This window comes from Roseomonas sp. CAU 1739 (genome assembly GCF_039839775.1).
Classification (GTDB): domain Bacteria; phylum Pseudomonadota; class Alphaproteobacteria; order Acetobacterales; family Acetobacteraceae; genus Neoroseomonas.
This window is the reverse complement of sequence record NZ_JBDOQQ010000002.1, coordinates 155,178-168,597: the sequence shown is the minus strand read 5'-3', so window position 1 is coordinate 168,597 and position 13,420 is coordinate 155,178. Positions and strand designations below refer to the sequence as shown.

Below are 13,420 nucleotides of genomic sequence, written 5' to 3'. Positions count from 1 at the left end.
GGCGCGCAGGGTTGGCGTGGCGGCTGCGCGCGAAACCAAGACCCTGGCAGCGAGCCAGTCGCGAGGCTGGCCGGTGTCAGGGCGCGCGGGGTTCGCCCTGCGCCGGCACCAGCACCAGCCGCCCGGTGGCGACACCGAAATGCGCGCCGTGCAGGGTCAGGCGACCGGCCGCCACCGCCTCCGCCACCCAGGGGAAGGTCATCAGGTTGTCGAGCGAGATGCGCACCGCCTCATGCTCGGCGACTTCCTGGCGCTGGTCCGGCACGTCGCAGCGCAGGGCGACGGTGCGGGCGCGCTCGGCGATGCCGATCCAGCCGGCGACGAAGTCCTGCACCTCGGGCGGGGCGCCGTTCAGCAGGGCGCTGATGCCGCCGCACAGCGCATGGCCCATCACCACGATGCGGTCCACCTTCAGCACGCGCACGGCGAATTCCACCGCCGCGCTGGTGCCGTGGAACAGCTGGTCCGGCATGTAGGGCGGCACCAGATTCGCCACGTTGCGCAGCACGAACAGCTCCCCCGGCCCGGCGGAGAAGATCATCTGCGGATCGACGCGGCTGTCGGAACAGGCGATGACCATGGTGTGCGGGCGCTGACCCTGCGCGGCCAGTTCCTCGAAGCGCGCACGTTCGCGCGGCCAGGTCTCGGCACGGAAGCGGCGGTAGCCTTCGATCAGTTCGTCCATGGTGTCTGCCATCCCCGATAGGCGTGGATCGAGGGGGCGTCGCCCCCTCGAACTCCCCCACCAAAGGCCTAAGGGCCTTTGGAAACCATCACTTGGCGCCCCGCTGTCGAGGGTGGCGCGGTAAAGGTGTCCAGAGGCCGTTAGGCCTTTGGTGGGGTGGCTTGGAGGGGCAGAGCCCCTCCAATTAGTGCCGGAAGTGCCGCATGCCGGTGAACACCATGGCAAGCCCGGCCTTGTCGGCGGCCGCGATCACCTCGGCATCACGCATCGACCCGCCGGGCTGGATCACCGCCGTCGCACCCGCCGCCGCCGCCGTCTCCAGCCCATCGGCGAAGGGGAAGAAGGCGTCCGAGGCGACCACGGACCCTTCGGCCAGCGGCCGCTCGATCCCGGCCGCCTTGGCCGCGGCCTCGGACTTCCAGGCGGCGATGCGGCTGCTTTCCACGCGGTTCATCTGCCCCGCGCCGATGCCGACGGTCGCGAGGCCCTTGGCATAGATGATGGCGTTCGACTTCACATGCTTACAGACGCGGAAAGCGAAGATGAGGTCGGCCATCTCGGCGCGAGAGGGTGCGCGCTGCGTCACCACCTTCAGCATGTCCTCGGTGACGCGCCCGGCATCGCGCGACTGCGCGAGGAAGCCGCCCGAGACGGATTTGAAGGCGAGCCCCGGCGCGGTGGCATCCGGCAACCCGCCGGTCAGCAACAGGCGCAGGTTCTTCTTGCGCGCGAAGATTGCCTTGGCGGCGTCGTCCGCATCGGGGGCGATCACCACCTCGGTGAAGATGGCGGTGATCTTCTCGGCGGCCGCGGCGTCCAGCGTGCGGTTCGCCGCGATGATGCCGCCGAAGGCCGAGACCGGGTCGCACAGCAGCGCCTTGTCCCAGGCATCCGCCAGGCTGCCCGCGACCGACACGCCGCAGGGATTGGCGTGCTTGACGATGACGATGGCGGGCCTGTCGAATTCCGCGACGCATTCATACGCGGCATCGGTGTCGTTCAGGTTGTTGTAGGACAGTTCCTTGCCCTGCACCTGGGTGGCGGTGGCGATGCCCGGCCGGTTGGTGCCGTCGACGTAGAAGGCCGCCTTCTGGTGCGGGTTCTCGCCATAGCGCAGCCCCTGGCGCAGCACGCCCGGCAGGGACAGCCGCGGCGGGAAGTCCTGGCCTTCCTGCTTCGCGAACCAGCCGGAGATCGCCGCGTCATAGGCCGCGGTGCGGGCATAGGCCGCCGCCGCGAGGCGCCGGCGCGTCGCGAGCGTGGTGCCGCCCTGCGCTTCGATCTCGGCCTGCACCTCGGCGAAGTGCTGCGGTTCGGTCAGCACCGCGACGCCGGCATGGTTCTTGGCCGCGGAGCGGATCATCGCCGGGCCGCCGATGTCGATGTTCTCGATGCAGTCGTCGAAGTCGGCACCCTTCGCGACCGTCGCCTCGAAGGGGTAGAGGTTCACCGCCACCAAATCGATCGGCGCGATGGCGTGCTGTTCCATCTGCGCGAGATGCTCGGCCAGGTCGCGCCGGCCGAGGATGCCGCCATGCACCTGCGGCACCAGCGTCTTGACGCGGCCATCCAGGATCTCGGGGAAGCCGGTGTGGTCCGACACGTCCTTCACCGGCACGCCGGCGTCGCGCAGCGCCTTGGCCGTTCCGCCGGTGGACAGGATCTCGACCCCCTGGGCGGCGAGGAAACGGCCGAACTCGATCAGCCCCGTCTTGTCGGAGACGGAGATCAGGGCGCGGCGGATGGGGAGGAGGTCGGTCATGGGCCGGGCGCATAGACCCCGGCGGCGCCGGGGGCAACCGTCAGTGACGGATTGCCCGCGCCGCCTCGGCATAGCCGGCCCGGCGTTCGGGCGGCACCGGATGCCGCCCGGCCACCCGTTCCAGCAGCAGCCGCGCATCCTCCTGCGATCCCGCCTTCATCGCGGCATCAAGGAAAAGTTGTTCCAGCACATCCTGCTGCGCGTGACTGCCGCCCATGCGGTGCATCACGCCGATCGCCGGGCGCATCACCGCCACCGCGCGGGCATGGTCACCCTGGGCGTGGGCCAGAACGGCCTCGCAGACCGGGATCGCCGCATCGCGCAGGATCGGTGCGACCGTGCCGGGCCGCGTTGCTGCATCGCGCATCGCATCCAGCATGCGTGATGCCGCCTGGGTCCGGCCGGTCGCCGTCAGCGCCATCATCCAATGCGGCAGGGTGAAGGTGGACAGGCAGTCGCCGATCCGCGCCTCGGCCTTGTCGGCCAGTTCCACCCATCGGTCGCCGACATCGACGCCGTGGCGCTGCAGGCGGAACAGCATGGACGCGGCATTCTGCACGTCGATGTACAGATCCGGCATGGCCTGGACCAGCGGGCTGGCATGGTCGCGGAAGCCGCGGTCATACAGGCCGAGCACCTCGTCATGCTCACCGCGTTCCAGGTGGTACATGGCGCGGTGCCACCACAGGTGGTGCAGCAGGTTGGACCCGCCTTCCCAATGCCGTTCCAGCGTCTTGAGCCAGGCGATGCCCTCGCCGCGCCTGCCCTGCATCTCCAGGATATGCGCGACGCCATGCGTCGCCCAGAGATCGCCGGGGTCGAGCGCCACCGCGGCGCGGCCGGCTTCCTCGGCGACCTGGTAGTTGCCGGCTTCCTCATTGGCGAAGCACCGGCAGGCGAGGATGGAGCCATAGCCGGGCATGGACGCCGACCAGCGCGGAGCGACAGCGTCCACCGCGCGCAGCATCTGGCCCGCGCGGCCAAGCCAGAAGGCGCAGAAATGGTGCAGCCGGAAGGCGAGGATATCGTGCGGATGCACCGCCATGATCGCCTCCCAGGCGGCGAGCGCTCCATCGACATCCCCCTCGGCCCATTTCGCCAAGGCGGCGGCATGGGCACGTTCCCGGTCGTTGCCTGCAAGGCGCATGGCAGCGGCGGCGGCGGCCTGCGCCCGCGGCACCAGCGCCGTGTTGTAGGCGAGCATGAAGAACACGCCCCCCAGCACCAGGCCCATCGGCATGTCGGGGTCGAGCGCCATCGCCGCCTTCAGCCGCTGGCCGGCATCGGCACGGTATTTCAGGTAGCCTTCGACCACATGGTCATGGGCGCGGGCGGCCGCGTCGGAGGCGGCGGTGATGGTCAGTCCCTGGGCGTCGATGGCCATGAAGCATCCTCCTCATTCCGCCCTTCGTCCGGGGCGTGTCCTATGTCCCGGTGGACCCGAAGCCGCCGGTGCCGCGCGCCGTGTCGGGCAGTTCGGCAACCTCCCGCCAGGATGCACGAATGACGGGCGCAATGACCGCCTGCGCGATGCGCATGCCGCGTTCCACCGTGAAGGGCGCATCACCGGCATTCATCACGATGACGCCGAGCTCGCCGCGATAATCCTCGTCGATCGTCCCCGGGCTGTTCGGCAGAACGATGCCGTTCTTGAGCGCGAGGCCCGAACGCGGCCGCACCTGCAGTTCATAGCCGGGAGGGATGGCGATGCGCAGCCCGGTCGGCACCAGCATCCGCCCGCCCGGCGGAATCACGACGGAGGACATGACGGCGGCGAGCAGATCCATCCCCGCCGCGCCGTCCGTTGCGTAGGCCGGCAGGGGCAGTCCCTCGGCATGCGGCAGGCGGACCACGTCGATGACGGGCGCGTTCATGCCAGCGCCTCCGCGATGCGCGCGGCGAGGCGGCGCGCGACCTGCTCCTTCGCCATGCGCGGCCAATCCTCGACGCCGCCTTCAGTCACCAGGTGCACCGCATTCTCCGCCCCGCCCATGACGTCGCCCGATACATCATTGGCCACGATCCAGTCGCAGCCCTTCTTCGCCCGCTTCGTCACGGCGTTGGCCACCACCTGTTCCGTTTCCGCCGCGAAGCCGACGACAAGGCGCGGGCGGCGCGGTCCGGCGGCGGCAAGCGTCGCGAGGATGTCCGGGTTCAGCGCGAGTTCGAGCGGCGGCGGCACCGCGCCCGGCACCTTCTTCATCTTCTGCCCGGCCTCGCGCGCCGTGCGCCAATCGGCCACGGCGGCGGCACAGATGGCGCCATCGGCGGGCAGCGCGGCCTCGCAGGCGGCGAGCATCTCCCGCGCGCTTTCGACGCGCACCACGGCGACGCCCGGCGGGTCGGGCTGGGCCACCGGCCCGCTGACCAGCGTGACGCGCGCGCCGAGCGCGGCGAGTGCCGCGGCAATGGCGTGCCCCTGCTTCCCGGAGGAGCGGTTGGCGATGTAGCGCACCGGGTCGATCGGTTCGTGCGTCGGGCCGCTGGTCACCAGCAGGTGCCGCCCGGCGAGTGGCCCGGCGGCGAGTGCGGCGCGTATCGCCGCCAGCAGACCGGCCGGTTCCACCAGCCGGCCAGCCCCGCTCTCCGGTTCGGCCATTGGCCCGTCATCGGGGCCGGCGACCATCACGCCGCGTGCGCGCAGCGCCGCCATGTTCGCCGTCGTCGCCGGATTCGCCCACATGGCCGGGTTCATCGCCGGGGCAACCATCACTGGCGCCCGCGTGGCCAGCAGGACGCAGGTGGCGAGGTCGTCGGTCAGCCCATGTGCCATCTTCGCCGTCAGGTCGGCCGAAGCCGGCACCACGGCCACCAGGTCGGGCCAGCGGGCGAGGCGGATATGGCCGATCTCGGCCTCGGCGGCCCAGAGGTCGTCATGCACACGCTCGCCGGTGATGGCGGCCAGCGCCTCCTTGGTGACGAAGCGGGCCCCGCCGGCGGTCAGGATGGCCATGACCTGGGCCCCGTCCCTACGGAGAAGGCGCGTCAATTCCAGCGCCTTGTAGGCGGCGACGGAGCCCGAGACGATCAGCAGGATGCGGCGGCCGGAGAGCATGGGCGAGAGCCTAACCTGCTGCGCCGGGGCGGGCGAGGGGCGCTACAGCCGCCACCCCGTATGGATCGCCACGATCCCGCCGGACAGGTTGCGCACCTCCACCCGCTCCATGCCGGCACTCCGCATCATCCCCGCCAGCGTCTCCTGGTTGGGGAACATGCGGATGCTCTCGGCAAGGTATTCGTAGGATCCGCGGTCCTTGGCGACCTTCTCGCCGATCGCCGGCAGTGCCTTGAAGGACCAGGCATCATACAGCGGCACCAGTGCCGCGACTTCCAGCTTCGAAAATTCCAGGCAATGGAACCGCCCGCCCGGGCGCAGCACGCGTCGCGCCTCGCGCAGAACGGCGTCCTTGTCGGTGCAGTTGCGCAGGCCGAAGGCGATCGACACCTTCTCCACGCTGCGGTCGGGCAGCGGGATGCGTTCGGCGTCCACCACCAGGAAGTCGAGCCCGGCGGCGAGACCCCGGTCCAGCGCGCGCTTCTTCGCGACTTCGAGCATCGCGGGGTTCACATCCGTCAGGATCACCCGCCCGGCGCCGCGTTCCTTTGCCAGGAAGGCGATATCTCCGGTCCCGCCGGCGAGGTCGAGCAGCGTCTCGCGCGCCGAACAGCCGATGGCGTTGACGAAGATGCGCTTCCACACCCGATGGATGCCGAGCGACATCAGGTCGTTCATGACATCGTAGCGCGGCGCCACGCTTTCGAAGACCTCCCGCACCATGGATGCCTTCTCGGCGCGGGGGACGGACCGGAAGCCGAAATCGGCGCTGTCTTGGGGGCTGTCGCTCATCGTGCGCCCACCATAGCGTGCCGGGCGCGAAAAGGGAGTGACCATGCCTGAACTGCCGGAGGTCGAGACGGTGATGCGCGGCCTGGCCGCCGTGTTGGAAGGCCATCGCATCACCGAAGTGGAGCAGCGCCGCCCCGATCTGCGCTTCCCCTTCCCCGACAACCTGGTGCGCCGGGTGGAAGGTCGCCGCGTGCTGTCATTCCGCAGGCGAGCCAAATACATGCTGGTCCGGCTGGAAGGCGGGGAGAGCCTGCTGATCCATCTCGGCATGTCGGGTCGCATGGTGGCGCGCCAGGTGGGTGCGCCGGCGGTGGCGCGGCTGGGGCCGCAGGGCGTGGCCTCGGATGCGCGCGGCCACAATGAGCCGCCGGAGGCGCATGAACATCTTGTTCTCGCAACGGATCATGGCTGGCGCGTCGGCTTCGTCGATCCGCGCCGCTTCGGGTCCGTGGACCTGGTGGCCACGGACCAGGAGGATGCGCATCGCCTGCTGCGGGGGCTGGGGCCGGAACCGCTGGACGACGCCTTCACCGATGCGGTGCTTTCCGCGGCCCTGGTGGGCAGGCACACGCCGATCAAGGCGGCGCTGCTGGACCAGGGCGTGGTCGCCGGCTTGGGCAACATCTATGTCTGCGAGGCGCTGTACCGCGCCGGCATCTCGCCCCGCCGGCTCGCCGCCAGCGTCGCGGGCGCGCGGGCGGCGCGGCTGGTGCCTGCCATCAAGGCGGTACTTGCGGAATCGATCGGCGCGGGCGGGTCGTCCCTGCGGGACTATGTCCGTGCCGATGGCGAACTCGGGCGCTTCCAGGACCGCTTTGCTGTCTATGGGCGGGAGGGCGAGGCCTGCCCGCATTGCGGCCCGGGCTGCCCGGGCATCGGCCGCATCGTGCAGTCCGGGCGGTCGACCTTCTTCTGCGCCCGGCGCCAGCGTTGAGGGGACCGCCCGGCTGGGCTACAGGCGATGCATCACAACGGGCGAGGAACGCGGCGCATGGCCTATGACATGATCCTGACCGAGACGCAGGGGACCGTCGCCATCATCCGGCTGAACCGGCCCCAGGCGCTCAACGCATTGTGCGACCAGCTGATGACCGAGCTGGGCGGCGCGCTGCGCGGCTACGACAAGGACCCCGCCATCGCCGCGATCGTCGTGACCGGCAGCGAGCGCGCCTTCGCCGCCGGCGCCGACATCAAGGAGATGAAGGACCGCACCTATCCGGCGGTCTATTTCAACGACTTCATCGGCGAACGCTGGGAGACGGTGCTCGAGATCCAGAAGCCGGTGATCGCCGCGGTGGCGGGCTTCGCGCTGGGTGGTGGTTGCGAGCTCGCGATGATGTGCGACCTGATCATCGCCGCCGATACGGCGAAGTTCGGCCAGCCGGAGATCAACCTGGGGATCATTCCCGGCGCCGGGGGGTCGCAGCGCCTGACCCGCGCCGTGGGCAAGTCCAAGTCCATGGAGATGATCCTGACCGGGCGCATGATGGACGCCGCAGAGGCGGAACGATCGAACCTGGTCTGCCGCGTGGTTCCCGCCGCCGATCTGCTGGCCGAGGCAGTGAAGATCGGCGAGAAGATCGGCGCGCTGTCCGGCCCGTCCGTCGCGATGGCCAAGGAAGCGGTCAACGCCGCCTTCGAGGGCGGGTTGCGGGAGGGCGTGCGGACCGAGCGCCGGCTGTTCCTCAGCCTGTTCGCCACCGAGGACCAGAAGGAGGGCATGTCGGCCTTCGTCGAGAAGCGCAAGCCGGCCTTTCGCAACCGCTAGCCGCGCCATTCATTGACGTCGCGCAAGGCTGTGCTTGACGCCGCGCGCTGCGCGGCATTAGAAACCCGGCCTTCGCCGCGACGGCTTGCCGGCCGCGGCCCTTCGAACCTCTCTGCATAATGTGAACCGGAAGCCCCATGGCGAACACTGACTCCGCGCGCAAGCGCATCCGCCAGACCGAGAAGCGCACGGCGCGCAACAAGGCGCGGAAGTCCCGCGTGCGTACCTATGTGCGCAAGCTGGAGGAGGCGATCGCCACCGGTGACAAGACCGCGGCGCAGGAAGCGTTCCGCGCCGCGCAGCCGGAAATGCAGCGCGCCGTCACCAAGGGCACGCTGCACGCGAACACCGTTTCGCGGAAGATCTCGCGCCTGTCCGCGCGCGTGAAGTCCCTGGGCGCCGCCCAGGGCTGAACCGCGCCGCCTTCGGGCGGTGTCGTTATTTCGTTTCGATCGCTGCTGTTGGCCAATGTACGGCGCGCATCTTTGCGCGCGCTGTGCATTCGCGCCCATTTGGCATGATGCCGAGCAGGGCACGACTTTGTCGCTTGCGACAAGCATGTGACGCGGTAGTGTTCTGTCCTTGGGGGTCGAGTTCTCTTTCAACACGCCATCCGCGAAGCGGGGGCAGGCCTATGTTGCAGGCCGCGTGAAGGAGCAGTTGGGGGATGGCCATGGAGAAGCAGCTCGGGTCGGATACCGCGCGCTCTGCAGCATCCCTTCAGGAATCCTGGGCCCGCATCCGCGGCCGCCTGCGTGAGGAAGTCGGCGAGGTCGAGTACCGCACCTGGCTGCGCCAGATGACGCTGGTCGGCATCGAGGGCGACGAGGTCATCGTTCATCTGCCGACGCGCTTCCTGCGCGATTGGGTGCGCAGCCACTACGGCGATCGCTTGCGCGCCCTGTGGCAGCATGAGGTTCCGGCGGTACGTCGTGTCGATGTCCGCGTCGGGCCGCAGCCGCGTGGCGCGGAACCTACGCCCGAGGACGACACCGCCGGCACCGCCGCCGCAAGGCCAGGTCTCGCCGAGGCCTTGGCGCCGCGACAGCCGCGCGCCAATGGCGCCGACCCGCGCGGCGAATGGTCGGCACCACTCGATCCGCGCTTCACCTTCGACACCTTCGTCGTCGGCAAGCCGAACGAATTCGCCCATGCCTGCGCGCGCCGCGTTGCCGAGCGTCCGGCCAGCCCGGGCTTCAATCCGCTGTTCCTGTATGGCGGGGTCGGGCTGGGCAAGACGCACCTGATGCATGCGGTGGCCTGGGCCATCCGCGGCGGCGAGCCCGCGCGCAACGTCGCCTACATGAGCGCCGAGAAGTTCATGTACCGCTTCATCTCGGCGCTGCGCAGCCAGTCCACGATGGAATTCAAGGAGAGCCTTCGTTCCGTCGACGTGCTGATGGTCGACGACCTGCAGTTCCTGATCGGCAAGGACAACACGCAGGAGGAGTTCTTCCACACCTTCAACGCGCTGATCGATGCCGGCAAGCAGATCATCATCAGCGCGGACAAGTCGCCATCCGACCTCAACGGGCTTGAGGATCGGCTGCGCACGCGGCTGGGCTGCGGCATGGTCGCCGACATCCATGCCACCACCTATGAACTGCGCCTGTCGATCCTGCAGGCCAAGGCCACCGCGGCGGCCGTGACGGTGCCGAAGAACGTGCACGAATTCCTCGCCCACAAGATCACCTCGAACGTCCGGGAGCTGGAAGGCGCGCTGAACCGGCTGATCGCGCATGCCAACCTGTTCGGCCGCGCCGTCACGCTGGAATCCGCGCAGGACGTGCTGCACGACCTGCTGCGCGCCCATGACCGTCGCGTCACGATCGAGGAAATCCAGCGCAAGGTCGCCGAGCACTACAACATCCGACTGACCGACATGAGCAGCGCGCGCCGCGCGCGCAACGTCGCGCGGCCGCGCCAAGTGGCGATGTACCTGGCGAAGCAGCTGACCTCGCGCTCGCTGCCCGAGATCGGGCGGCGCTTCGGCAACCGCGACCATACGACTGTGATGCACGCGGTGTCGCGCATCTCGGAACTGATGCAGGCGGACAGCGCCTTCGCCGAGGATGTCGAGCTGCTGCGCAGGATGCTTGAGACCTGAGGGCGGGCGGGTGATTTGGAGAGGGGCGCTGCCCCTCTCCAAGCCTCTCCCCGCCAGGGGGCAACGGCCCCCTGGACCGCGGTGTTGGGAATGAATGCGGGGATCGTGCCCCCAAGCGGCCATCGTATCCTCGCAGCGCCTGTTCAGTTCGCCATCAGGTGACGGTTTCCAAAGGCCCACTGGCCTTTGGTGGGGTGAGGTCTGGAGAGGGGCAAAGCCCGTCTCCAGTCCCCCCGGAACTGCCGCGCGCACCCTTTCAATCCGCCCCCGTTGGCTTCAATGCCTTCGTATCCCGCGCCCACTCCGCTTTCCCGCCTTTCCCCGCCCGAATCGCGCTGATATGGTGCCGGCCCCTCGGTATCCGGCCTTGTGGGCCGATTCGGCCCTGGCCGGGGGCCGCCGGGACAGGGGGACATTGGCGGCCCTGCACCCGGCCCTTGCCGGGCCCAGCGGTGGCCGCCCCAAGGATCGGGGCGTCGGGCTGCGATGAAGTTTACGGTGGACAGGGCGGTGCTGCTCAAGGCTCTGGCGCATGTGCAGAGCGTGGTCGAGCGCCGCAACACCATTCCGATCCTCGCCAATGTGCTGCTGGATGCCAAGACCGAGGGCACTTTGACGCTGACGGCCACCGATATGGAAATCGCTGTGGTCGAGGAGGTGGCAGGCGTGACGGTGCCGCGTGGCGGCCGCACGACCGCCCCGGCCGCGACGCTCTATGAGATCGTCCGCAAGCTGCCAGAGGGCGCGCGGGTCGAGCTTGACCATGGCGGCGGCGACGGGCCGCTGACGCTGCGGGCAGGCAAGTTCAACACCGCGCTGTCGGTTCTGCCGGTGGACGATTTTCCGTCGATGACGGAAGGCAAGTTGCCGACGAAGTTCTCGATCAAGGCGGGCGTGCTGCGCGACCTGATCGACCGCACGCGCTTCGCCATCAGCACCGAGGAAACCCGCTACTACCTCAACGGCATCTACCTGCATGCCGCGGAATCCGAGGGCACGCCGGTGTTGCGCGCGGTGGCGACCGATGGCCACCGCCTGGCGCGCGTCGAGGAACCGTTGCCTGATGGTGCCAAGGGCATGCCTGGCGTGATCGTGCCGCGCAAGACGGTGAACGAGGTCCGCAAGCTGGCCGACGAGACGCAGGACGAGATCGAGATCCGCCTGTCGGACACCAAGATCCGCTTCGGCCTTGGCACCGTCTCGCTGACCTCGAAGCTGATCGACGGCACCTTCCCGGAATACGAGCGCGTGATCCCGCGTGGCAACGACAAGAAGCTGACGGTGCCGAAGAAGGATTTCGAGGAAGCGGTGGCGCGCGTCGCGGCGATTTCGTCGGAACGCTCGCGGCCGGTGAAGCTGTCCATCTCGCGCAACAACCTGCTGCTGTCCGCCGCCAGCCCCGACCAGGGCCAGGCGCAGGAGGAACTGGACAGCGATATCGTCAGCTACGAGAGCAGCCCGCTCGAGATCGGCTTCCAGGCGCGGTATCTGTCCGACATCACCGCGCAGATCGGCGAGAAGATGGAATTCCTGTTCGCCGACGGCGCCGCGCCGACCATCGTGCGTGACGAGGCGAAGCCTGAGGCGTTGTTCGTGCTGATGCCGATGCGGGTGTGACGGGATCATCCCCAGACTAGCAGGGCAATACCGCCGGCCATGGCGGCGAAGCCCATGAGGCGAAGGCCGGCAATGGTGCCCTGGGTCATGGCGGCCTCGCATCGTGCCGGGCAGTCCGGGTCGTAGATGACGGCCAGGGTTTCACCCGGGACGGGTCGCACGCCATCTGGATCGATCCCGCAGGACGCCGTCACCTCATCGCCATTCGCCGCCGTGAAGCGAAACCGGCAGCGTCGCGTCCATCGCGTCTCCTGAAGAATGCGCGCCTCGGCCCGCAGCCAGCGCCGCTGACGGCGCGCGCTGCGGATCAGCGTCGCGTTCCACCAAGCCATGAAGGCGGTAATCACCACGCCCGCCACTTGTAGCGCCGTCATCGCCCATCCCGCAGCAAAGCCATTCCAGGGATCCGGCGTGGCTGGTATCCCCTCGCCCGTGCGTCCCTCCGGCCCGCCCAGTCTGTTGCTCACGCGGCTCCTGCTGCAAGACTTCCGCTCGTGGCAGGTGCTGGAGGCGCCGTTCAACGCGCCCATCATCGCCATCGCCGGCGAGAATGGCGCCGGCAAGACCAACCTGCTCGAGGCGATCTCCCTGCTCGGCCCCGGGCGTGGCCTGCGGGGTGCCCGCATGAGCGAATATGGGCGCCGCACCGATGGTCAGGCCCGTTCCTGGGCGGCCGCCGGGCGGTTCCAGACACCGCATGGCACCTACGACATCGGCACCGGCGCGGACCCCGATGGCACCTCGGAACGTCGTGTCTTCCGCCTGGATGGCCAACCCGTGCGCGCCCAGGCCGACCTTGCCGACCGCATCGCCATCGTTTGGCTGACGCCGCAGATGGACCGGCTGTTCCAGGAAAGCGCTTCCGGCCGTCGCCGCTTCCTTGACCGCCTGGTCTGGGCGCTGGAACCGACCCATGCGCGGGAGGTCGCGGCGCATGACAACGCCATGTCCCAGCGCAACCGCCTGCTGGCCGGCGGGCGCGCCGATCCGGCGTGGCTGGCGGGGCTGGAGGACGCCATGGCACGCCACGCGGTTGCCGCGACCGCGGCTCGGCGCGGCCTGGTCGCACGGCTCAATGCCGTGATGGCCGCGGGCACGGCCACGGGGGCCTTCCCGGCGGCGCGGATGGACCTGGTCTGCCCGATCGGCGCCGCCCTGGCCGAGCAGCCCGCCCTGGCCGTGGAAGACGCCCTGCGTGCCGCCCTGGCCGAGGGCCGCCGGCGCGACGCGGCAGCCGGCGGCGCGGCCCGTGGCGCGCATCGCGCGGACATGGCCCTGATCCATCTGCCCAAGGATCAGCCTGCCGAAATGTGCTCGACCGGCGAGCAGAAGGCGCTGCTGATCTCGACCGTCCTGGCGCACGCCGCGCTGATCGCCGAGGCGCGCGGCTTCGCCCCGCTGCTGCTGCTCGACGAGGTCGCTGCGCATCTGGATCAAGCCCGGCGGGAGGCGCTGTTCGCCGCGCTGGTGACCCTGCCGGCGCAATCCTTCCTCACCGGCACGGATTCCGAGGTTTTCCGCCCGCTCCAGGGTATCGCCGACCGCTTCCGCGCCACCCCCGGAATACTCGTGCCCGAGGCCGAAACCGGGTCGCGCTGAGGGGGAAAAAACCCTATATGGACAGTACGGTTACG

The 13,420-nt window shown here is 69.4% G+C and carries 13 protein-coding genes; 6 read left to right on the top strand and 7 right to left on the bottom strand.

What is annotated here, in order from left to right; genetic code table 11:
- Positions 1-76: 76 nt before the first annotated feature.
- From AAFN86_RS04375 to AAFN86_RS04350, 6 genes are all read right to left on the bottom strand, one after another.
- Positions 77-685 carry a carbonic anhydrase gene (locus AAFN86_RS04375; protein WP_347542002.1) on the bottom strand — a complete coding sequence of 203 codons (609 nt, stop codon included), beginning with the start codon at positions 683-685 and terminating at the stop codon, positions 77-79.
- A gap of 184 nt (positions 686-869) precedes the next feature.
- A complete protein-coding gene (gene purH, locus AAFN86_RS04370; RefSeq protein WP_347542001.1) occupies positions 870-2,447 on the bottom strand; it encodes a bifunctional phosphoribosylaminoimidazolecarboxamide formyltransferase/IMP cyclohydrolase in 1,578 nt (525 codons plus the stop codon).
- 40 nt (positions 2,448-2,487) lie between these two features.
- Positions 2,488-3,831, bottom strand: coding sequence for a tetratricopeptide repeat protein (locus AAFN86_RS04365; protein WP_347542000.1), 1,344 nt, complete (start codon positions 3,829-3,831; stop codon positions 2,488-2,490).
- A 40-nt stretch (positions 3,832-3,871) separates the two neighbouring features.
- Entirely contained in the window at positions 3,872-4,321 is a 450-nt protein-coding gene (dut, locus tag AAFN86_RS04360) for a dUTP diphosphatase (RefSeq protein ID WP_347541999.1), read from the bottom strand.
- Positions 4,318-5,502, bottom strand: a complete 1,185-nt coding sequence (gene coaBC, locus AAFN86_RS04355) for a bifunctional phosphopantothenoylcysteine decarboxylase/phosphopantothenate--cysteine ligase CoaBC (RefSeq protein ID WP_347541997.1) — start codon at positions 5,500-5,502, stop codon at positions 4,318-4,320. Before coaBC ends, dut begins: the two co-directional genes overlap by 4 nt.
- 42 nt (positions 5,503-5,544) lie before the next feature.
- On the bottom strand, positions 5,545-6,294 hold the full coding sequence (locus tag AAFN86_RS04350; RefSeq protein ID WP_347541996.1) for a class I SAM-dependent methyltransferase: 750 nt from the start codon (positions 6,292-6,294) through the stop codon (positions 5,545-5,547).
- Positions 6,295-6,337: 43 nt separating this feature from the next.
- Between AAFN86_RS04350 and mutM the strand changes: the two genes are divergently transcribed.
- The 5 genes from mutM to dnaN all read left to right on the top strand — a co-directional run bounded on the left by mutM (position 6,338) and on the right by dnaN (position 11,786).
- Positions 6,338-7,228 carry a bifunctional DNA-formamidopyrimidine glycosylase/DNA-(apurinic or apyrimidinic site) lyase gene (mutM, locus tag AAFN86_RS04345; protein WP_347541995.1) on the top strand — a complete coding sequence of 297 codons (891 nt, stop codon included), beginning with the start codon at positions 6,338-6,340 and terminating at the stop codon, positions 7,226-7,228.
- A 57-nt stretch (positions 7,229-7,285) separates the two neighbouring features.
- On the top strand, positions 7,286-8,062 hold the full coding sequence (locus AAFN86_RS04340) for an enoyl-CoA hydratase (RefSeq protein ID WP_347541994.1): 777 nt from the start codon (positions 7,286-7,288) through the stop codon (positions 8,060-8,062).
- A 137-nt stretch (positions 8,063-8,199) separates the two neighbouring features.
- On the top strand, positions 8,200-8,475 hold the full coding sequence (rpsT, locus tag AAFN86_RS04335) for a 30S ribosomal protein S20 (RefSeq protein ID WP_347541993.1): 276 nt from the start codon (positions 8,200-8,202) through the stop codon (positions 8,473-8,475).
- A 260-nt stretch (positions 8,476-8,735) separates the two neighbouring features.
- Entirely contained in the window at positions 8,736-10,169 is a 1,434-nt protein-coding gene (dnaA, locus tag AAFN86_RS04330) for a chromosomal replication initiator protein DnaA (RefSeq protein WP_347542388.1), read from the top strand.
- Between the two features lie 486 nt (positions 10,170-10,655).
- Positions 10,656-11,786, top strand: coding sequence for a DNA polymerase III subunit beta (gene dnaN, locus AAFN86_RS04325; protein ID WP_347541992.1), 1,131 nt, complete (start codon positions 10,656-10,658; stop codon positions 11,784-11,786).
- A gap of 5 nt (positions 11,787-11,791) precedes the next feature.
- On the opposite strand, the gene AAFN86_RS04320 is transcribed toward dnaN, so the two are convergent.
- Entirely contained in the window at positions 11,792-12,253 is a 462-nt protein-coding gene (locus AAFN86_RS04320) for a DUF3592 domain-containing protein (protein WP_347541991.1), read from the bottom strand.
- Between AAFN86_RS04320 and recF the strand changes: the two genes are divergently transcribed.
- Positions 12,246-13,385, top strand: a complete 1,140-nt coding sequence (recF, locus tag AAFN86_RS04315) for a DNA replication/repair protein RecF (RefSeq protein ID WP_347541989.1) — start codon at positions 12,246-12,248, stop codon at positions 13,383-13,385. The genes AAFN86_RS04320 and recF overlap by 8 nt on opposite strands.
- The last annotated feature ends 35 nt before the right edge of the window (positions 13,386-13,420 follow it).